Source organism: Pseudoblastomonas marina, from assembly GCF_034374265.1.
GTDB lineage: Bacteria > Pseudomonadota > Alphaproteobacteria > Sphingomonadales > Sphingomonadaceae > Alteriqipengyuania_A > Alteriqipengyuania_A marina.
In genome coordinates, this window is record NZ_CP139718.1 from 1,034,584 (window position 1) to 1,054,632 (window position 20,049).

The 20,049-nt window shown below is 66.0% G+C and carries 22 protein-coding genes; 8 read left to right on the forward strand and 14 right to left on the reverse strand.

Features of this window, described 5'->3' with window-relative positions; translation table 11 throughout:
• The first annotated feature begins 44 nt into the window (after nt 1-44).
• Nucleotides 45-410: a hypothetical protein gene (locus T8S45_RS05005; RefSeq protein WP_322294896.1), complete on the forward strand. Its 366-nt coding sequence runs from the start codon at nt 45-47 to the stop codon at nt 408-410.
• On the opposite strand, the gene dprA is transcribed toward T8S45_RS05005, so the two are convergent.
• Both dprA and plsY read right to left on the reverse strand, forming a co-directional pair.
• The gene (gene dprA / locus T8S45_RS05010) at nt 407-1,498 is read right to left on the reverse strand and encodes a DNA-processing protein DprA (RefSeq protein ID WP_322294897.1); all 1,092 of its coding nucleotides are present in this window, start codon (nt 1,496-1,498) and stop codon (nt 407-409) included. The two genes, T8S45_RS05005 and dprA, sit on opposite strands and share 4 nt — an antisense overlap.
• Nucleotides 1,495-2,094 carry a glycerol-3-phosphate 1-O-acyltransferase PlsY gene (plsY, locus tag T8S45_RS05015; protein WP_322294898.1) on the reverse strand — a complete coding sequence of 200 codons (600 nt, stop codon included), beginning with the start codon at nt 2,092-2,094 and terminating at the stop codon, nt 1,495-1,497. Before plsY ends, dprA begins: the two co-directional genes overlap by 4 nt.
• Nucleotides 2,095-2,198: 104 nt before the next feature.
• Between plsY and murI the strand changes: the two genes are divergently transcribed.
• From murI to T8S45_RS05035, 4 genes are all read left to right on the forward strand, one after another.
• A complete protein-coding gene (gene murI / locus T8S45_RS05020) occupies nt 2,199-3,011 on the forward strand; it encodes a glutamate racemase (protein ID WP_322294899.1) in 813 nt (270 codons plus the stop codon).
• A gap of 83 nt (nt 3,012-3,094) precedes the next feature.
• Nucleotides 3,095-4,315 carry a 5-aminolevulinate synthase gene (gene hemA, locus T8S45_RS05025; RefSeq protein ID WP_188641921.1) on the forward strand — a complete coding sequence of 407 codons (1,221 nt, stop codon included), beginning with the start codon at nt 3,095-3,097 and terminating at the stop codon, nt 4,313-4,315.
• 3 nt (nt 4,316-4,318) lie between these two features.
• Complete coding sequence (locus tag T8S45_RS05030) at nt 4,319-4,597, forward strand: YdeI/OmpD-associated family protein (RefSeq protein WP_322294900.1); 279 nt, start codon at nt 4,319-4,321, stop codon at nt 4,595-4,597.
• A gap of 107 nt (nt 4,598-4,704) precedes the next feature.
• Nucleotides 4,705-6,921, forward strand: a complete 2,217-nt coding sequence (locus tag T8S45_RS05035; RefSeq protein WP_322294901.1) for a putative bifunctional diguanylate cyclase/phosphodiesterase — start codon at nt 4,705-4,707, stop codon at nt 6,919-6,921.
• Between the two features lies 1 nt (nt 6,922).
• Here the strand turns inward: T8S45_RS05035 and T8S45_RS05040 are convergent, their stop codons facing one another.
• The 7 genes from T8S45_RS05040 to T8S45_RS05070 form a co-directional block, all read right to left on the reverse strand.
• Nucleotides 6,923-7,162 (reverse strand): hypothetical protein, encoded by a 240-nt coding sequence (locus T8S45_RS05040; RefSeq protein WP_188641924.1) that lies wholly within the window; start codon nt 7,160-7,162, stop codon nt 6,923-6,925.
• A gap of 96 nt (nt 7,163-7,258) precedes the next feature.
• Entirely contained in the window at nt 7,259-8,065 is an 807-nt protein-coding gene (locus tag T8S45_RS05045) for a universal stress protein (RefSeq protein ID WP_322294902.1), read from the reverse strand.
• Between the two features lie 156 nt (nt 8,066-8,221).
• Nucleotides 8,222-9,088 carry a DUF5694 domain-containing protein gene (locus tag T8S45_RS05050; RefSeq protein WP_322294903.1) on the reverse strand — a complete coding sequence of 289 codons (867 nt, stop codon included), beginning with the start codon at nt 9,086-9,088 and terminating at the stop codon, nt 8,222-8,224.
• Between the two features lie 38 nt (nt 9,089-9,126).
• Nucleotides 9,127-10,341 carry a type III PLP-dependent enzyme domain-containing protein gene (locus tag T8S45_RS05055; RefSeq protein WP_322294904.1) on the reverse strand — a complete coding sequence of 405 codons (1,215 nt, stop codon included), beginning with the start codon at nt 10,339-10,341 and terminating at the stop codon, nt 9,127-9,129.
• A gap of 176 nt (nt 10,342-10,517) precedes the next feature.
• Complete coding sequence (locus T8S45_RS05060; RefSeq protein ID WP_322294905.1) at nt 10,518-11,690, reverse strand: carboxynorspermidine decarboxylase; 1,173 nt, start codon at nt 11,688-11,690, stop codon at nt 10,518-10,520.
• Nucleotides 11,690-12,214 (reverse strand): O-acetyl-ADP-ribose deacetylase, encoded by a 525-nt coding sequence (locus tag T8S45_RS05065; RefSeq protein WP_322294906.1) that lies wholly within the window; start codon nt 12,212-12,214, stop codon nt 11,690-11,692. The genes T8S45_RS05060 and T8S45_RS05065 overlap by 1 nt, the downstream gene beginning before the upstream one ends.
• 4 nt (nt 12,215-12,218) lie before the next feature.
• Complete coding sequence (locus tag T8S45_RS05070; RefSeq protein ID WP_322294907.1) at nt 12,219-13,430, reverse strand: saccharopine dehydrogenase family protein; 1,212 nt, start codon at nt 13,428-13,430, stop codon at nt 12,219-12,221.
• Nucleotides 13,431-13,655: 225 nt separating this feature from the next.
• On the opposite strand from T8S45_RS05070, the gene T8S45_RS05075 reads away from it, so the two are divergent.
• Genes T8S45_RS05075 through T8S45_RS05085 form a run of 3 tightly spaced genes read left to right on the forward strand, consistent with a single transcriptional unit; the run spans nt 13,656 to nt 15,547 of the window.
• Nucleotides 13,656-14,609, forward strand: a complete 954-nt coding sequence (locus T8S45_RS05075) for a threonine ammonia-lyase (protein ID WP_322294908.1) — start codon at nt 13,656-13,658, stop codon at nt 14,607-14,609.
• A gap of 57 nt (nt 14,610-14,666) precedes the next feature.
• The gene (locus T8S45_RS05080) at nt 14,667-15,116 is read left to right on the forward strand and encodes an MAPEG family protein (RefSeq protein ID WP_322294909.1); all 450 of its coding nucleotides are present in this window, start codon (nt 14,667-14,669) and stop codon (nt 15,114-15,116) included.
• 5 nt (nt 15,117-15,121) lie between these two features.
• Complete coding sequence (locus T8S45_RS05085; RefSeq protein ID WP_322294910.1) at nt 15,122-15,547, forward strand: MAPEG family protein; 426 nt, start codon at nt 15,122-15,124, stop codon at nt 15,545-15,547.
• An 8-nt stretch (nt 15,548-15,555) separates the two neighbouring features.
• On the opposite strand, the gene T8S45_RS05090 is transcribed toward T8S45_RS05085, so the two are convergent.
• The 5 genes from T8S45_RS05090 to T8S45_RS05110 are packed head-to-tail and all read right to left on the reverse strand — an operon-like array spanning nt 15,556 to nt 20,044.
• Nucleotides 15,556-16,761 carry a class I SAM-dependent RNA methyltransferase gene (locus tag T8S45_RS05090; RefSeq protein ID WP_322294911.1) on the reverse strand — a complete coding sequence of 402 codons (1,206 nt, stop codon included), beginning with the start codon at nt 16,759-16,761 and terminating at the stop codon, nt 15,556-15,558.
• Complete coding sequence (locus T8S45_RS05095) at nt 16,758-18,170, reverse strand: NAD(P)H-hydrate dehydratase (protein ID WP_322294912.1); 1,413 nt, start codon at nt 18,168-18,170, stop codon at nt 16,758-16,760. Before T8S45_RS05095 ends, T8S45_RS05090 begins: the two co-directional genes overlap by 4 nt.
• Nucleotides 18,163-18,522, reverse strand: a complete 360-nt coding sequence (locus T8S45_RS05100; RefSeq protein ID WP_322294913.1) for a hypothetical protein — start codon at nt 18,520-18,522, stop codon at nt 18,163-18,165. The genes T8S45_RS05095 and T8S45_RS05100 overlap by 8 nt, the downstream gene beginning before the upstream one ends.
• Nucleotides 18,519-19,235, reverse strand: coding sequence for an N-formylglutamate amidohydrolase (locus tag T8S45_RS05105; protein WP_322294914.1), 717 nt, complete (start codon nt 19,233-19,235; stop codon nt 18,519-18,521). The genes T8S45_RS05100 and T8S45_RS05105 overlap by 4 nt, the downstream gene beginning before the upstream one ends.
• Entirely contained in the window at nt 19,232-20,044 is an 813-nt protein-coding gene (locus T8S45_RS05110) for a 4-(cytidine 5'-diphospho)-2-C-methyl-D-erythritol kinase (protein WP_322294915.1), read from the reverse strand. The genes T8S45_RS05105 and T8S45_RS05110 overlap by 4 nt, the downstream gene beginning before the upstream one ends.
• Between the last annotated feature and the right edge of the window lie 5 nt (nt 20,045-20,049).

Here is a 20,049-nt window from a genome sequence, read left to right on the forward strand (position 1 = left end):
CGATCGGCTTGCAAGGCAGCCCTCGCCCGATCAATGCTTGCAGAATGAAATTTACAAATCTCGAGAACGCTGGGCTCTCGCGCATGATCGAGGCGTGTCCCGAAGCTAGGCCCACCTTGGAAATGCAAGTGGCGAACGCAGAGGTCGTTAAGAGAGAGAATACGGGTGTCGGATTTTTCACGACGCTGAAGGTTAAGAAAGATGCCCCTTTGATGACCCAGTCCAAATCGGACGTCGCACATGCATTCGCCGAGGTGTCTGGAATTGAGAACGGCATGGGGATCATCCTCTTCCAAGCCAACGGACTCATCGACCAAATCGAATTTTGGACAGTCACGCCTGCTCGAACCGACAAACTCGACCCCTACGATCTCGAATTTGAAATCAAATCCGTAGAGAGTGCGGCCTAGCGCAGACTGACTCGGCCACCCGCGTGCCGCTCCAACCGTCCGGCCAGTTCGAGCTCCAGCAGCGCCAATTGAACCGCCGCCGCGTCCTCGCCCGACTGGCGGATCAGTTCGTCGACCGCGACCGGTGCGGTGGTAAGCCAGTCGGCCAGCTCAGCGGGTTCGGCTTCGGACAAATCCTCGACGGGCTCCCACATCGGTGCGCTTGCCTCGCGGAACGTGCTGCGCGGGTTGCCGTCGAAGCCGGAGAGCAGTTCGATCACTTCGTCCGCCGACTGGACCAGCACGCCGCCTTCGCGGATGAGCTGGTTGCAACCGTGGCTGCGCGCGTCGAGCGGGCTACCAGGGATCGCCATCACCTCGCGCCCCGCCTCGCCCGCCAACCGCGCGGTGATCAGCGAACCCGATTTGGGGGCGGCCTCGACCACCAGCGTGCCCGCCGCCAGCCCGGCGATGATGCGGTTGCGCGAGGGGAAGTGCCGCCCGCGCGGCTCGGTACCGGGGGGCTGTTCGGCAATCAGCAGGCCCTCGTTGGCGATCCGTTCCTGCAGTTCTGCGTGCTGCGACGGATAGGCGATATCGATTCCGCTCGCGATGACACCGATCGTGCTGGGCATGGCGCCTTCGTGGCTCGCCCCGTCGATCCCGCGCGCGAGGCCCGAAACGACGGTCCAACCCTCGGCCGCCAACTTCGCCGCGAAATCGCGCGCCAGCTTGACCGCCGCCGCCGAGGCGTTGCGTGCACCGACCATCGCCACGCAAGGCTTCGCCGCCAGTGCGGGATCGCCGCGATAGGTCAGGATCGGCGGCGCGCTGTCGAGCTCGGCCAATAGCGGCGGGTAATCGGGCTGGTCGTGGAACAGGTATCGCGCGCCGGCCTTCTTCACCGCCGCGATCTCTCCCTCGACCTTGCCGACCGGCGTGGGGGTAATCCTTCGCCCGCCGCGCTGCGCCAGATCGGGCAGTCCCTCGATCGCCCTGGCAGCGGTGCCGAAGCGCTGGAGCAATTGCCGGTAGCCCACCGGCCCGACATTGGGCGAGCGCAGCAGGCGGATGCGTGCGAAGGCCTCGTCACGGGTGAGCGCGCTCACGTCTTCGAACCGACCTTAGGTTCCTCACCCTTGAGCAGCCGCCCGATATTCGCGCGGTGGAGCCACAGAACGAGCGCCGCGATCACCGCCAGCGCGATGAACGCTTCCGTCTCGCCCGCGAACCACGCGGCCACCGCCGTGACCACCACCGCCGTCATTCCCGCCAGCGAGCTGATCCGCGTCACCGCGAGGACACCGAGCCAGGCGATCGCGTAGACCGCACCCAGCATCCAGGCGAGACCGAAGGCGACGCCCGCATTGGTCGCCACGCCCTTCCCGCCCCTGAAGCCGAGCCAGACCGGGAAACAATGGCCCAGCACGGCGGCGACGGCGGCATAGGGCACCGTATCCTCTCCGAACGCGAAGCGCGCGATCAGCACGCCCGCCAGCCCCTTGAGCAGGTCGAGCAGCAAGGTCGCCGCGCCGAGCTTCTTGCCCCCGGCGCGCAACACGTTGGTCGCGCCGATATTGCCCGAGCCCTGCGCGCGGACGTCGCCCAACCCCGCCGCCTTGGTCAGCAGCAGGCCGAACGGGATCGAACCGACGAGGTAGGCGGCGAGCATCGCTAGCCCGGTTTCGGTGTTGAATTCGAACATCTTGGCCTCCCCGTGCGCCCCGAGCTTGTCGAAGCGCGGCTGTCCTGCTTATGCGCAACGCTAGTAGAAACAACGGTCCTTCGACAAGCTCAGGACGAACGGAATTGGACATTTCACAAGCGACCGCTCCCATCCTGCTGTTCGATTCCGGCGTCGGCGGATTGTCGGTGCTCGAGGCCGTGCGCCGCGAACTGCCCGAAGCACCGGTGGTCTATGCCGCGGACAATGCGGGCTATCCCTACGGCACCAAGAGCGAGGCGCAGATCGCGACGCGGATCCCGGCGCTGCTCGGGCGGCTGGTCGAACGCTACCGCCCCCGCCTCGTCGTGATCGCCTGCAACACAGCCTCGACCATCGCGCTGGAAGACGTCCGCGCCGCGCTCGACCTGCCGGTGGTCGGCACGGTGCCCGCGATCAAGCCCGCCGCCAAGCTGACCGAGAGCGGGGTGATCGGCCTGCTCGGCACCGAGGCGACCGTGCGCCAGGCCTATGTCGATGCCCTGGCGCAGGATTTCGCCAATGGCTGCATCCTGCTGCGCCACGGCTCGGCCGAGCTGGTGGCGGCGGCGGAGGAAAAACTCCACGGCGGCACCCCCGACCCGGCGGTGTTCGAACGCGTCGCCCGCGCCTTCCGCCAGCAGCCCGGAGGCGAGCGGATGGACACGGTGGTGCTCGCATGCACCCATTTCCCGCTGGTCGAGGACGAATTGCGCGCCGCGCTGGGCCCTGATCCTCGGCGCATGCGCTTCGTCCACGGGGCCGAAGGGATCGCCCGGCGGGTCGCCCACCTGCTCGAAGGCCAATCATTCACCCGCGACCGCCCCGACCGGCTTGTCCTGACCGCGCCCGACGGACGTTTCTCCGCGCTCGAACCCGCGCTCGCCCGCTACGGCCTCGAGGCGTGCGAAACCCTCTGAATTCTTGCGAGTCGTTCGCAAAGACAATCCTTCTAATCGGCGGGTTACGGCGCTAGTGCACCGCGCACGGAATCGATGCACCGATGAACTACCAGCATATCTTCGACCAGGCGATCGAACGCCTCCACGAGGAAGGGCGCTACCGCGTCTTCATCGACATCCTGCGCAACAAGGGCGCCTTCCCCAACGCACGCTGCTTCGCCGGGCATAACGGCCCGAAACCGATCACCGTGTGGTGTTCGAACGACTACCTCGCGATGGGCCAGCACCCCAAGGTGATCGAGGCGATGGAAGAGGCGCTGCACGATGTCGGCGCGGGTTCGGGCGGCACGCGCAATATCGGCGGCAACACCCACTACCATGTCGAGCTCGAGCACGAGCTGGCCGACCTCCACGGCAAGGAAGGCGCGCTGCTCTTCACCAGCGGCTACGTCTCCAACGACGCGACCCTGTCGACGCTTGCCAAGCTCCTGCCGGGCTGCGTGATCTTTTCCGACGAATTGAACCATGCGAGCATGATCGCCGGGATCCGCAATTCGGGCTGCGACAAGCGGGTGTTCCGTCACAACGATCTCGACCATCTCGAGCAATTGCTCGCCGCCGAGGATCGTGACGCGCCCAAGCTGATCGCGTTCGAAAGCGTTTATTCGATGGATGGCGACGTCGCCCCGGTCCACGCGATCTGCGACCTCGCCGAGAAATACAACGCGCTGACCTATGTCGACGAGGTCCACGCGGTCGGCATGTACGGCAAGCGCGGCGGCGGGATCACCGAGCGCGACGAGGCCGCGCACCGGATCGACATCATCGAGGGCACGCTGGGCAAGGCGTTCGGCGTGATGGGCGGCTACATCGCGGCCGACAAGAAGATCATCGACTGCATCCGCAGCTACGCCCCGGGCTTCATCTTCACCACCTCGCTCTCCCCGGTGCTGGTCGCGGGCGTGCTGGCCTCGGTCAAACACCTCAAGGCTTCCAGCGAGGAGCGCGACGCGCAGCAACTCGCCGCCGCCCGGCTCAAGGCGCTGATGGCCGAAGCCAACCTGCCGGTGATGGACAGCACCACGCATATCGTCCCGCTTATGGTCGGCGATCCGGTGCGCGCGAAGAAGATCTCGGACATCCTGCTCGCCGAATACGGCGTCTACGTGCAGCCGATCAATTTCCCGACCGTGCCGCGCGGCACCGAGCGCCTGCGCTTCACCCCCGGCCCCGCGCACAGCGAGGAAATGATGCGCGAACTCGTCGCCGCGCTGGTCGAGATCTGGGACCGGCTCGACCTGGAACTGCGCCAGGCCGCCTGATCCGTGGTTGCGGTTGCCGACCCCGACTTTCGCCACCGTACACCTCCCGCACTCAAGGCCATGCTCGACGCCAGCCCCGAACTGGCCGAAAAATGGCACGCGCTGACTGCGCTGGCGCGCAACGAATGGATCTGCTGGACGATCTCGGCAAAGCAGGAGGCGACGCGCGAAAAGCGCCGTGCGCGGCTGCGCGAGGAGATACTCGAGGGCAAGAAGCGCCCTTGCTGCTGGCCGGGATGCCCGCATCGCCGCGAATCCGCGAGAAAATTCGTCGATCCCTGACACGATCTCGGCGCGACAAAACGAAAATCGTTAGGCGAATGGAAACCTTACCGTGACATTGCCTTGGGGCGGTGCGCGTAAAAGGACGCCCCCGCACAGGGACGACGATGGCATTTTTCCGAAATCGAGGCAGCGCTGCCGAGGTTCCGACGCATGCGGATGCGGGCGGTCCCGAGTTCGCGGATGCGGCTGGTTTCACCGATGCGAAGGCGCGGCTCGAAGTGCTCGACGATTTCGAGCGCACCGGAATTGCGTGGATCTGGGCGACCGACGGCGACGGCAAGCTGATCTACCTGTCGCCTGGCGCGGCAGAGCATCTCGGCGTCGATCCGTCGCAATTGTTGGCGCAGCCCTTCGCGTCCCTGTTCGAAACCGATCCCGACGATCCCGACGGCCGCTCCTCGCGCCCGCTCAAATTCCAGATCAAGGCGCGGGGCAAGCTGACCGATGCCGTGGTGCGTTGCATGCTTCCGGAGACCAGGACCGGAACGCAGAAATGGTGGCAGGTCTCGGCCCACCCCAAACTCGACCCCGAGGGCAACTTCCTCGGCTATCGCGGGGCGGCGAAGGACGTGACGGTCGAATACAACCGCAAGCTCGAGGACAGCCGCCTCGCCGAATACGATTCGCTCACCGGCCTGTTCAACCGCCACCGGATGAGCCGCCGGATCGACAGCGTGCTCGCCGCGTTCAAGACGGCCAAGCGCAATTGCGCGCTGATGATGCTCGACCTCGACAAGTTCAAGCAGGTCAACGACACGATGGGCCACCAGGCCGGCGACGAGCTGCTCAAGACCGTCGCCGAACGCCTGACATCGATCGTCGGCGACCGCGGCGAGATCGGCCGTCTGGGCGGCGACGAATTCCAGATCATCCTGCCCGATATCGACGATCGCGGGAAACTCGGCGAGCTGGCCGACAAGATCATCCAGATCGTCTCGCAACCCTATCCGATCGACGGCAAGCGCGCTGTCATCGGGACCTCAGTCGGGATCGCGATCGCGCCCTATGACGCGCTCGAGAGCGAGGACTTGATCCATGCCTCCGACCTCGCGCTCTATGCCGCCAAGCACGGTGGGCGCGGCCAGTTCCGCTTCTACTCGGCCGATCTCAAGGACGAGGAGGAGGAACGCCAGGAGCTGCTCGACGATTTGCGGATCGCGCTCAACGAAGACCAGCTCGAGCTGCATTACCAGCCGGTCGTCCAGTGCGACAATTCGATGGTCGTCGGTTTCGAGGCACTGATGCGGTGGGAGCATCCCGAGCGCGGTCCGGTGCCGCCATCCGCTTTCATTCCGGTCGCCGAAAGCAGTGCACTGATCAACCAGCTCGGCGAATGGGCGCTGCGGCGCGCCTGCGAGGATGCCAAGGCCTGGCCGAAATCGGTCCGCGTCGCGGTCAACGTCTCGGCCAAGCAGTTCGCGCAGAAGGGTTTCGTCAGCCTCGTCACCAACGCGCTCGCGGCGAGCGAGCTCGATCCCGATCGGCTCGAACTCGAACTGACCGAGAGCGTGTTCATGGGCGATAGCGAGACGGTCGAGGAAACCTTCGACCAGCTGAAGAAACTCGGCGTGCGCATCGCGCTCGACGATTTCGGCACCGGCTATTCCTCGCTCAGCTATCTGCGCGCCGCGCCGTTCGACAAGCTCAAGGTCGACAAGAGCTTCGTCGACTCCTGCACCCTGCAAGACCAGAACAGCGCCAAGATCATCGCCGCGATCATCGGCCTGTCCGACGCGCTGGGCATGGATGTGACGGTCGAGGGCGTCGAGGCGTTCGACCAGCTCGAACTGGTCAAGTCGAAGGGTGCAAAATATATCCAGGGCTGGCTCTACTCCAAGGCGATGCCCGCCGCCGAGATCGCCGAGCTGATCGAGGCCGACGAGTTGCGGATCGAACCCGACGGCCCGGAGACCCACCGGCCCGATCGTCGCTCGGTCTATCGCCGCATAGGCGTGATCCACGAGGATCATCGCTACACGGCGGTGATGCGCGACCTCTCGACCACCGGCGCGCTGGTCGAAGGACTGGTCGGGGTGCCGGAGGGCGAGCCGATCGTGCTCGATCTGGGCGGCGGCCAGCTCGCCGTCGGTGTGGTCAAGCATTCCAAGGAAGAAAAATTCGGGGTCGAGTTCGAGGCACCGCTGGTGTCGGACGGTGCGGGGGGCCTGTGCACCCGCCACCGGATCAGCCCCTATGCCCTCGCCGCCGCCGGCATGCCGCTCGAAGCGTTGCCGCAGGGTGCGGAGACCAAGGGTATCGTGCCCGAACAGCCGAAAACCCCGCGCCGCTTCATGGAAGTGGTCGTCGGCGGGGCCGGATAGGTCAGGTCCACTCCGTGCAGGTGATGCTCGGGCTGTAACCTTCCCACAGCTTGCAATATCGGACCGCCCCGTTCGAGGCGTGCAGGAAATAGGTGTAGGTCTCGTCCTTCCGCAGCACGGTGATCGTGTCTCCGCCGGCCGCATCCTGGCGCTGCGCCTGCGCCGCCCCCATAGCGGTGCCCGACACAACGAGGACAGCGATCGCCGCGACGGTATTGCGGCCCAGCCTCTTCAAATCCACGGCAGACTCCTTCGCAGATGCCCACCGCTCGAATAGGACGGGCGAGAAGCGATGAAAACGGTCCGATTCTGACGCGCTCGCGGCGCGGCCGCCGCGCTAGGCGTCCTTCGCGGGCGGAAAGACCAACACGTCGGCATCGAGTTCACGCAGGAGGTCGCTGGTGGTGCTGCCGAGCAGCGCCTGGCGGAAGCCGCTGTGACCGTGCGATCCGATCGCGATCAGCTGGCAATCGTGCCGCTCGAGCGCGCGTGCGATCACCCGCCCGGTCTCGCCCTCGACCGTCTCTCCCTCGAGGTGGTCGTGGTCGCGGGTGAATTTCGCCATCTCGGAGTCGACGTGCTCCCGCAGTTCGTCGCGGATATATTCGGCCTTCTGCCAGCCGTCGAAGGGGACGTGATAGGCGTGCACGGCATGGAAATCGGCCTCGGGCAGCAGCGCCTGCGCCTGGTCGAGCACCTGCCGCGAGGCCTCGGAAAAATCGGTGCCGACGAGGACGCGACGATACGGCCCGGATGCACGCCGCTTGACCACCAGCGTCGGGATTTCGCTGTACCGCAGCACGTGATCGACCGCGGTGCCGAGGAAGTAGTCGCCGACCGAATTGTAGCGCGCGACGCCCATCACCAGCAGCGATGCGCCCGACTCGCGCACCGCGCCGATGATTGCCTCGGGCACGGTCCCGCTCGGACACAGCAGCTCGACCTCGCAATCGGCATCGCGGACGAGCTCGCGCAGCTGGCGCTCGAGTCGCTTGCGATCGGCCTGCGAATTCTCCGACAATTCGGTCGCGTGAATTACCTTGAGCGGGCGCGAGAGCTGCTCGGCGAGCAGGATCGCACGATCGACCGCGCGGTCCGAACGGGCGCTGAAATCGGTGGCGACGACGATGGGCCCGGCGGTCATACAGTATCCTTTGATGAACGGTTAGTAACGAGCAACATGCTACGAAGCCGAAGAGGGTGACGCAAGTCGTCGATCCGGCGCACCCCGCACAAGGCGTGGGGTTCTTCGCAGGTAGACCCACGCTTCACGGAAATTGCGGCGGGTGCATCGGGATCGTTATTCCGTATCCGCGCTGCGGGCGTCGGCCAGCTCGAGATAAGGATAGCTCTCGACGAGGCTATAGCCCGGCGTGCGTTGGGCGAAATGACGCATCCAGGTGGCGTGTCCGCTGCCGACAATCATCAACACCCGATCGCCTGGCTCAGCGACCATGTCCATCTTGGCGAACATCTTGGCATTGCGCATGTACCACATTGCGTTCAGCACAGCTCCGGGTTGATCCTCGCCATCACCGATCTCGATCAACCCGTAATACAGGCGGTCGTGCATCGAAGTGAGAACTTCTGGATCGTTGTGCATCAGCAGATTTGCAGCAATCGAACGGCCTTCCATTGCAGCCTGTTCTTCAGCCATCTTGGCCTCTACGATCGCCATGAGTCCCGCGACGACATTCTGCTGATCGTTCTCTTTGGCGAACTCCATCAGCGGACCCATCGGGAAATAGTCGGGTTCATCGCCTTGGGGTTGCTCGTCGAATCCATAGACCGCCGGGTGATCGAGCATCTTCGCCACCCTGTATCCTATCTGGACGTCCTCCCCCCGCAGCGTCGCGAGCGATTTCTCGTAATCCGCGTAGCGCGAATCAAGAAATGTCGGTGCCGGGACAACACGTTCGACGACGATCTTGGTCGGACGCCATTCGGCAAGCGTCTCCGCCAGGATCTGGATCTCGCGCTGGCGCCGTTCCGACAGAACGTCGTCCGCTTCGAGATTGACAGCATCGAGGCCTGGATTGGAGAAGTGATAGCTGCCGAGAACCATCACCTGCGTGGTCGGCGGGGCTTCCTGCGCGGGCAACGGTGTCGCGAACGCAATTACACCAATCGCCGCAATTAGCATCTGTTTCAGCATCGTCATCTCCATGTGTATTGCTTATATAATACACATGGAGATTGTGCTGTCTAGCGCAGGCTCACCACGTTGTCGCGGCGGACGATCTCGCGGTCGTCGCGATAGAGGCTCGCCATCGGTTCGTCGGTCGCGGTCACCACGGTCGCGCCGCCGAAGCCGTTGAAGCCGGTCTTCATCGTCGCACCATAGGCGCCGATCATGCCGATCTCGATATAGTCGCCGGCACCGATATCCTCGGGCAGCAGGAACGGGCCGGCCATGTAGTCGGCATCGTCGCAGGTCGGGCCGTAGAAGGCGAATTCGCGATAGGTCTCGGCATCGGTGGGTGTGCCGTTGTCGCCCAGTCGGCGGACGGGGAAGCGCCAGCCGACATGTGCGGCGTCGAACAGCGCGCCATAGGCACCGTCATTGATGTAGAGCTCGTCGCCGCGGCGACGGTCGACCCGCACGATCAGCGAATTGTATTCCGCCGACAGCGCGCGGCCGGGCTCGCACCACAGCTCGGAGGAATAAGAGATCGGGAGCGATTCGTTGGCATTGTGGATGGCGCCGAAGAAGTCCTCGAGCGGCGGCGGTTCCATGCCGGGATACACGCTCGGGAACCCCCCGCCGACATCGATCACGTCGACCGTGACCGAGGCCGCGACGATCGCCGCGCGCACGCGCTCCATCGCCTGCACGTAGGCGAAGGGCGTCATCGCCTGGCTGCCGACGTGGAAGCAGATGCCGAAGGTGTCGGCGACCTGCCGGGTCGCCTGCAGTAGCCCGGTGGCGTCCGCGAGGTCGATCCCGAACTTGCTCGCGAGCGAGAGCTGCGCGTGCTCGGACGAGACCCGCAGCCGCACCAGCAGCGCGAGATCGGCGGCGTCGTTGCCGGCCTCGTCGCGGGTCGCTGCGACGATCTTGTCGAGCTCCTCGCGGCAATCGAGACTGAACACCTTCACGCCGTGCTCGTGATAGGCCTCGGCCACTGCGCGCGCGGTCTTGACGGGGTGCATGAAGCACAGCGTTGCCTGCGGCAGGATCGAGCGCACGAGGCGCACCTCGGCGATCGAGGCGACGTCGTAATGCGTCACCCCGGCATCCCACAGGACGCGCAGCAGGTCGGGCGAAGGATTGGCCTTCACCGCGTAAAGCGACTTGCCGGGGAACTTCTCGACGAAGAAACGCGCCGCGCGCCGGGCCGCGTGCGGCCGGTCGAGGATCACGGGCTCGTCGGGCTCGAGGGCGTCGACTACAGCCTTGGCGTCAGGGAAATGGTGCAATTCAAGGGACCCCCAAAACGGTTTGTTAAACCATGAAACGACAAGCTGCCTTGCGGTTAGGAAGTCCCCTTGGGGCAGCGGAAGCGCGCATATAGAGCCGTTGCGCGCAGATGCAAGCGCGAAACATGCAGGTTCGTACGGTCAATGCCGCCGCGCGGCCATGCGTTCCGAGATCGTCAGCTCAGCCGATCGCGGAAATCGCGATAACCGAACTTGCGGATCTGCTCGAGCTGGTCGGTCTGGCTGTCCCACAGCCAGATCGAGGGCAGCGGCACGCCGTTGAAGGTCGTGGTCTTGACCATCGAGTAATGCGCCTGGTCGAGAAAGGCGAAGCGCGCACCCGGCTCGCATTTGCCGGGCATGACGTAATCCCCGATCACGTCGCCCGCGAGGCAGGACGGACCGCCGAAGCGGACCGGGCTCCCCTCCCCCTGCTCGCCCAGCATGGCGGGGCGATAGGGCGCCTCGATGACGTCGGGCATGTGGCAGGTGGCGGAGACGTCGGTGATCGCCAGCGGGATTTCGTTGACGTGGGTGTCGAGCACGGTGCCGACGAGGATACCCGCATCGAGCGCCACCGCCTCGCCCGGTTCGAGATAGATCTCGCAGCCGGTGTCTTCCTTGGCGTCCTTGAGGAATTCGACCAGTTCCTCGCGCTGGTAATCGGCGCGGGTGATGTGGTGCCCGCCGCCCATGTTGATCCAGTCGAGCTGGTCGAAATAAGGTTCGATGGCGTCGAACACCTTGTCCCAGGTCCGATGGAGCGGCTCGAAATCCTGCTCGCACAGCGTGTGGAAGTGGATCCCATTGACCCCCTCCATGTGCTCATCGGTCAGCTGGTCGAGCGGGAAGCCGAGCCGAGAATGCGGCGCGCACGGATCGTAGCGCGGCACTTCGCCCTCGGGCGATTGCGGGTTGATCCGCAGGCCCACGTCGAAATCGTTGCCCTGCGAGCGCGCCTGCTCGAGGATCAGCGCCGCGCGCGCGATCTGCTGCGGCGAATTGAAGATCACGTGGTCGGACAGGCGGCAGACCTCGGGAATGTCCTCGGGCTTGTAGGCCGCGCTGTAGGTCGCGATCTCGCCGTCATAGTGTTCGGAGGCGAGCAGCGCTTCCCACAGGCCCGAGGTGCACACGCCGTCGAGATATTCCCCGATCAGAGGCGCAACGCTCCACATGCTGAACGCCTTCAATGCCGCCAGCACCTTGATGTCGGCCTCGTCGCGGATTTCGGCGAGGATCCGGCAATTGTCGCGCAGCTTGGCCGCGTCGATCACGAAGGAGGGGCTGTCGACCCGCGACAGGTCGAATTGGCGGAAGGCGCCCGGATCGCCTGCTCTGGTTTCCATCAGTATTCCTCCAATGCCGTGTCGAAGGCCGACTTGGCGTCATCGTCGAAGCAGACCAGCGCGATACGCTCGAAGCAGTCGGTCCGTTCTTCCAAAAAACCTGCAATCGATTCCACCGCGACTTCAGCCGCGCGGTCCAGCGGATAGCCGAATAGACCGGTCGAAATCGCCGGGATACCGACTGTCCGCGCCCCCACTTCGACAGCACGCTCGAGCGACTGGCGGTAGCAGCTGGCGAGCAGTTCGGGCTCGCCATTGCCGCCGCCGCGCCAGACGGGGCCGACGGTGTGGATGATATGCTCCGCCGGGAGTCGGTAGCCCTTGGTGGTCTTGGCCTGCCCGGTCTTGCAACCGCCAAGCAGTCGGCATTCGTGGACGAGATCCGGCCCGGCGGCACGATGGATCGCGCCATCGACGCCGCCGCCACCGAGCAATGAGGAATTGGCCGCGTTGACGATAGCGTCGAACTCCATCGTCACGATGTTGCCGCGGACGGCCTCGATCAGCGTCGAACCGATCTTCACGCGATCAGAAATCGACCGGGCGGTCGAGTTCCTTCACCTGATAGGGCAGGCCCTGTTCACCGAGCATCTCGAGGAACGGGTCGGGATCCATTTGCTCCATGTTGAACACGCCGTCGCCCTTCCACTTGCCGGTCAGCATCATCGCGCTGCCGACCATCGCGGGGACGCCGGTGGTGTAGGAGACCGCCTGGTTGCCGGTTTCCTCATACGCCTTTTCGTGGCTGCAGATATTGTTGATGTAGAAGGTCTTCTCGCCCGATCCGTCGAGCGCCTCGCCGGTCGCGATCACCCCGATATTGGTGTTGCCCTTGGTCGTCTCGCCGAGGCTTTCGGGCTTGGGCAGGACCGCGGCGAGGAATTGCAGCGGGATGATTTCCTGGCCCTTGTACTTGATCGGGTCGATGCTCGTCATGCCGACATTCTGCAGCACGGTGAGGTGCTTGATGTACTCGTCGCCGAAGGTCATCCAGAAGCGGCCGCGCTCGAGTTCGGGGATGAACTTCGACAGGCTTTCGAGCTCCTCGTGATACATCATGTAGGCCGCGCGGGCGCCCACGCCTTCGAAGTCGAACACCATCCGCTTGCCCATCGCAGGGGTCTCGACGAACTCGCCGTTTTCCCAGTGGCGCGCGGGCGCGGTGACTTCGCGGATATTGATTTCCGGATTGAAATTGGTGGCGAAAGCCTGGCCGTGATCACCGCCGTTGCAATCGAGGATGTCGAGCTGGCGGATGGTCTTGAGCTTGTGCTTCTTCAGCCACATCGCGAACACGCTGGTGACGCCCGGATCGAAGCCCGAGCCGAGCAGCGCCATGATGCCCGCCTCCTTGAAGCGGTCGTGATATGCCCACTGCCAGTGATATTCGAACTTGGCCTCGTCCTTGGGCTCGTAATTGGCGGTGTCGAGGTAATCCACGCCGGTTTCGAGGCAGGCGTCCATGATCGGCAGGTCCTGGTACGGCAGCGCGAGATTGACCACGAGCGAAGGCTCGATCTTGCGGATCAAATTGACCATCGCGGGCACTTCCTCGGCGTCGATCTCGTAGGTCGCAACCTCCTGCCCGGTGCGTTCCTTCACGCTCTCGGCGATCGCATCGCACTTGCTCTTGGTGCGGCTGGCAAGGTGGATCTCGCCGAAAATGTCCGCATTCATCGCCATCTTGTGCACGCAGACCGAGCTCACGCCGCCCGCGCCGATCACCAATACCTTGCTCATGTTCGCTCCGTAGATTTCGTATGTGGCGCCCACATAAGGGAATGCGCCGACACCGCAACATGATCCGACGCTTTCCTACCGCGCCGCGAACGGGCAAAAGGTGCGGATGGAAACACTTGCCCTTTCATCGCGAATTCCGAACGCTGGCGCGCTTTCGATCCGGGAAATTTTCTTGCCTGGACAGTGTAACACGCGGTCCATCCGTGGCGCAGGAGCGACGAGCCGATGAGCGGGCAGCGCCAACCCACCCGCGCGGGCGTGCAGGCCGCGGCCGACAAGATCGCCGCCAGGCTGCCACCCACGCCGTTGCTCCCGGTCGAGCACGACGATCTGCGCTTCCACGTCAAGGCAGAGTGCCTGCAGCCGATCGGCGCGTTCAAGATCCGCGGCGGCTGGCACCGGCTGACCGACCTGTCGGCAGAAGAGCGTGCGGCGGGCGTCGTCGGCGTGTCGAGCGGCAACCACGCGCAGGGCGTCGCCTGGGCCGCCCGCGAACTCGGTATCGCGGCGACGATCGTGATGCCGGAGGATGCGCCGCAGGTGAAACTCGACCGCACCCGGGCGCTGGGCGCGGAGGTCGTCACCTACGACCGCATGACCGAGGACCGCGAGGCGATCGCGCAAGGCATCGCCGGCGAGCGCGGCGCGACTCACGTCCACGCCTATGCCGATCCCTGGGTGATCGAGGGCCAGGGCAGCGCCGGCATCGAGATCACCCGCCAGCTCGGCCGCCAACCGTCGAAGCTGGTCGCCTGTTGCGGCGGTGGCGGCCTGTCCGCCGGTCTCGCCCTCGCCTGCCCCGACAGCGCGATCGCGCTGGTCGAACCAGAGGGCTGGGACGATGTCTGCCGCAGCCTCGAGACGGGTGAAATCCAGTCGATCGACGACCCGCCGCCGACCGCCTGCGACGCGCTCCAGACCTTCGCCACGCGCCCCATCAACTTCGACATCCTGCGTGAGCGCGCAAGCGAATGGGCGCGCGCCACCGAGGCCGAGATCCGGACAGCCCAGCGCTTCGCCTTCGCGCACCTCCGGCTGGTGCTCGAACCGGGCGGCGCGGCCGCGCTCGCGGCGGTGCTCGCGGGCAAGATCGCGGTCGACGGGGACGCGGTCGTCCTGCTCACCGGCGGCAACACGGATGCGGCGAGCTTCGCCGCTGTACTGGGGTCGACGGACTAGGTTGCTTTTCGCCACCGCAGACCTAGTCTGCCGGGCAAAACAGGGAAGGGATTTCAAATGCAGGCGCAAATGCTCGCACCGGCCGCGGTGCTCGTCTTCTGGTCGATCATCATGCTGGTCTGGATGGCGGGCACCCGCTTTCCGGCGATGGCAAAGAGCAACGTCGATTTGAAGAATGGCCCTCCGGGTGGGCGCGGACAGGATCTCGAGGCGGTGCTGCCGCGCGAGGTGCAGTGGAAATCGCACAATTACGCGCACCTGATGGAACAGCCGACGATCTTCTACCCGACCGTCATCATCCTCGCGATGATGGGCGCCAACGGCCTCGATGTGGCGCTCGCCTGGGCCTATGTCGCGATCCGCATCCTGCATTCGATCTGGCAAGCGACCGTCAACCGCATCCCGGTGCGCTTCCTGATGTTCCTGCTCTCGACGCTGGCGCTCGCCGTGCTCGCGCTGCGGGCGCTGTCGATGACGGTGTTCGCCGGCACGGACCTGATCCAGTGACGGGCATGGGGATCCTCCAGCCGGTCGTCGCGCTGGCCGGCTGGACGCTGCTGATGTGGCTATGGATGTACGCCACCCGCCTGCCAGCGATGAGCAAGGCGGGGATCAAGCCCGACGATGCGCGCAATGTCGGCGTCCTCGACCAGCGCCTGTCGCCGCAAGTCCAGTGGAAGGCGCAGAACTACAACCATTTGCACGAGGCGCCGACCGTGTTCTACGCGGTCGCCATCGTGATCGCGATCGTCGGCCAGGGCGACGGGTTCAACCTGTGGCTCGGCTGGGCCTACGTGGTGCTGCGCGTGCTGCACTCGCTGGTGCAGGCGACGGTGAACAAGGTGGCGGTACGCTTCGGCCTGTTCACGCTGTCGACGCTGGTGCTGATCGCGCTCACCTTCCACGCGGCGATCGCGGTGTTCGACATCCACTTGTGAAGCCCGCGCTAGTCGCGGACGAACAGGCTCGCGAGCTCGATATGGGTCGACCACAGGAACTGCCCCACCGGGCGTAGCTCGGCGCAGCGCCAACCCGCCTCGACCAGCGCCTTGCAGTCGCGCGACCAGCTTGCCGGGTTGCAGCTGACATAGGCGATCCGCGCGAGCTTCGCTGTCGGCGGCACCTGGGCGAGCTGCTCGACCTGTGCCCGCGCCCCCGCGCGCGGCGGATCGAGCACCACCATGTCGCAGCCGGCCATCTCTTCGGGTCGCAGCGGGTTGCGATAGAGATCGCGGTGCAGCGCGTGGACCGCGCGCTTCGACACGCTTGCCGACGCCTTGCAGGCCAGATGCGCATCGCGCGCCGCCTCGACCGCGAGGACCTTGGCCGAAGCAGCGAGCGGGAAGGTAAAGGTACCGAGGCCCGCGAACAGGTCGGCGATCACCTTGCTGCCCTGCGCCCACTCGACCACCGTGCCGACCAGCGCCGCCTCGCCCTGCGGCGTCGCCTGCAGGAACGCGCCGTGCGGCAGCGCGACAGGTACCCCGCCGAGCGTGATCGTGACCGGCTCGGGCTCCCAGCGGTTCTCGGGCCCCAGCCCGTCATCGATTGCGAGCCGCGCGACACCGTGCTCGCCGGCGAAATCGAGCAGCGCCTCCTCCTGCTTGAGACCCTCGACGCGCAATCCCTTGATCAGGCAGTCGACGCCCTGGTCCGCCAGCGTCAGCGTGATGTCGACCGCGAGCTTGCCCGGGAAGCCTGCCAGCAGGCCGCGCAACGGCTCGACCATCGCGAACAGTGCCGGGTCGAGCACGTGGCACTCGGCGAGATCGATCAGGCGATGCGACTTCTCCTCGCGGAAGCCGATCAGGATACCGCCGCCCGCACGCATCGCGTGCAGCGTCGCGCGGCGCCTTGTGCGCGGCGGTGAGAGCTCGGCGGAACACACTTCGCCGACCGCGATCCCCTGCCCCCCGGCCGCCATCGCCGCGCGTTCGCGCACGAACTGTTCGAGCGCGGCACTGTCGGCCTGCTGCAACTGGCATCCGCCACATTGGGGAAAGTGGCGACATGGAGGCGCAACATGGTGCGGTCCAGGCACGATCGCGCCGTCGCCGGACACGTGATCGCCGGTGACGGCTCCGCGGACATGACGGCCCTCGGCAGTGACGCCTTCGCCCCGCGCGGCGATGCGGACGATCGCCTCGCTCATCGGGCAACCGCCAGCGCCGATCCGAGCGCCGCCGAGACGCGGTCGGCCAGCTCGCCGGCGGCAAACGACGGGCCCGCCAATCGCGCGGCTTCGGCATGCAGCCACACCGCATCGCACGCGGCGTCGAACGCGTCGGGGTCCTCGGACACCGCGCGCCGCGCCAGCGCGATCCCGGCGAGGACGTCGCCCGAACCCGCGACCGACAGCCAGCTGGGCGCGCGTGGTGCGCAGACGCAGTGCCCGTCGGGCGAGGCAATCACGGTGTCGGGGCCCTTGGCGATCACGATCGCGCCGTATGTGTCGGCGACCCGCCGCGCGCGGTCGAGCCTGCTGCCGCGCGCTTCGATCCCGCCATGCTCCTCGAGCGCCTGCAACTCGCCCTCATGGGGGGTGAGGATATTGTCGTCCCATTCGCGCTCGAAGCGGGTCGCGGACGGGGTGATCAGCCGCAACGCGTCCCCGTCGATCACCAGCGGTATCCCGGCCGCCAGCGCGCGCTGCAGCCTCCGCGAGGCGTCCTGGTCGCGACCCAGCCCGGGGCCGACCAAGGCTGCGTCGATCCGCTCGTCCGATAACGCGTGTTCGAGATCGCCGTCGACCTGCACGATATCATGCGGCACCGCTGCCGTCTCGTCGCTCGCCAACTGCACGAAGCCCGCACCCGCACCCTGAGCCGCCCGCGCGGCGAGCAGCGAAGCCCCGGGCATCGCACCCCCGACCACCAGCGCCAACCCGCGCGAATATTTGTGCGCGTCGGCCCGCGGTGCCTCGATCTGCGGTCGATCGAGTGTTTCGGCGCGATGGCGGATATCGCCGAGCCCGATATCGACCGTCCGCAGCGAGCCGATATGCGCCGCCGCCGGCAGGAGGAAATGCGCCGGCTTGAGCGCGCCGAGAGCCAGCGCGAGGTCGTAGGAGGGAATATCATCGAACAATGCGCCATCGTCGCTCGACACGCCGCTCGGCAGGTCCACCGCGACCGACAGCCCGTGCCTGTTGGCGAGCCTGTGGACAAGCTGTTGAAGCTCTGCGGACAAACCGCGAGAAAGACCGGTCCCGAACAGCGCGTCGACGAACACGTCGCCGCCGTCCTCGCTCCACTCCTCGGACACCGGATCGCCCCATTCGGCGCGCGCCGAGCGGGCCGCATCGGTCTTCGGCGCGAGCGGGGCGACTACCGAGACCTTCGCGCCAAGCTCGCGCAACCGGCGCGCGATGACATAACCATCGCCGCCATTGTTCCCCGGGCCGCACAGCACGGTCGCACTGCGCCCTGCCGACATGCGCCAGATCCAGTCTGCCGCGCCCTCGCCCGCGCGCCGCATCAGCGTGTCGACCGAGGTACCACCCCCGATCGCCGCCCGCTCGGCGTCGCGCATCTCTTCGCCGGTGACGATCGGCTCAGCCATCGTCGTCGGGCACGGCAATGAAGGGTATCCGGTAGCGATCGCCGCCGACGGTCAGGAGCAGCCAGTCGCCTTCGATCCGCTGGCTCGAACTATCGGCGCCATCGGCAGCGACCAGGCCGCCCCCACCCGGGTCGAGCACGAACCTGCGGAAGCCCCCGTCGGGGTGATGCAGGACCACATCGTTACCCTTGCGCTCGACGACGCACTTGCTGTCGAAGCTTTCGCTCCCGCCGAGCGCGCAGGCGATTGTTTCGCCGGTGGGAGCGGCCGCGGGTTCGCCGCTCTCCGCCCCCTCTTTGGGCTGCGAACAGGCGGCAACGAGGAGCAACAGAAGAAGGGTCAGGCGTTTCACATCAACTCCATCGCTATGCGGTTGCAGACGCGGTGCAGGCGCTCGGCCCATTCGGCCTGGCCGTCGGCACGGTCGATCAGGTCCTGTCGTACCTCGAGATAGAGGTAGGGGCGGCCCGGTTCCTCGGCATGGCGCAGGATCGTGGCATTGTACACCGCCCCCGAATAGGGCTGCTGGTCGCCGACGAGAAAGCCTTCCTCTTCCAGCAAGCGCTTCGCGATCATCGCCCCGCGATCGTCATGGTCGTAGAGCACCCCGCATTGCCAAGGCCGCTCGCTGTCGTCGGTTGCCATCCGAGGCGTGAAACTGTGCAGGAACACGGTGAGCGCTGGCGGCGTCGCTTCGAGCTGGCGTTCGAGTTCGCCATGGAACGGGTGGTGATATTCCATCAGCCGCGCCGCGCGGTCGATTTCGGCATTGCCCGCGATGGCGCGCCCGTCGCTCCTTTCGGGAATCGCAGCGGGATCGTCGGCGCGTCGATTGAGGTCCACCACCAACCGGCTGTATTCGGCGATGAAAGCTGCCGTGCCGGGGTTCTCCGCCATAAGTTCGGCGATCTCGGCAACCCCGATATCGTAAGCGATGTGCTGATTCATGTCGGCCTCTTCGATCCCGAGATCAAGACCTTCGGGCACGCGGCGTCCGCCATGATCGCAGACAACCATGATCCCGCCGAACCTGGGCTCTCCGACAATCCGCGCGATCTTGCTCATCGCAGGCTTCCCGCGAGCTGCCACCAATCGGGATTCGAGGCAGCGATGGCCGCCGAAGCGGCGTCGCGCGTAGCCGCGTGGTCGAACAGCGCGAAACAGGTCGCGCCCGAGCCCGACATGCGCACGAGCCATGCAGGCGTGTCGCGCAGCACGCCGAGCACATCATCTATCAGCGGGCAGAGCGACAGCGCCGGGGCTTCGAGATCGTTTCGCCCCGCAAGCGTAATTTCGCGCGCCGTGCCGCCGGGCAGCGCACCTCGATCCTCGCCGTCCCAGGCCGCGAAGACCGGCCCGGTGGCGAGCGGTGTGCGCGGGTTTACGAGCAGTACCGGCGTGCCCTCCAGGTCCTGCGGCCCGGGGTCGAAATCGGCGCCGGTGCCGCGACCGATCGACGTCTCGCTCTTCACGCAAACCGGGACGTCGGCACCGAGCGTGGCGGCGCGCGCCTGCCAGTCGTCGGGCCAGCCATGCATTCGCTCGACCAGTCGGAATACCGCTCCGGCATCGGCCGACCCCCCACCGAGCCCCGCCGCTACGGGCAAGTTCTTCTCGAGCGTCAGCGCCATACCCTCGGCGCGCGGCAGCTTGCCCAGCGCGCGCATCACGAGGTTGTCGAACGGATCGTCGAGCGCCCCGGCGAATTCGCCCATGACCTCGAGACGATCCTCCACCGCGTCGCGCGCGGTCAGCTCGTCGCCCGCATCGACGAAGGCGAACAGCGTCTCGAGTTCATGATAGCCATCCTCGCGCCGCCTGCGGACATGCAGCGCGAGGTTGATCTTGGCATAGGCGGTTTCGGTCAGCGCCACCGGCG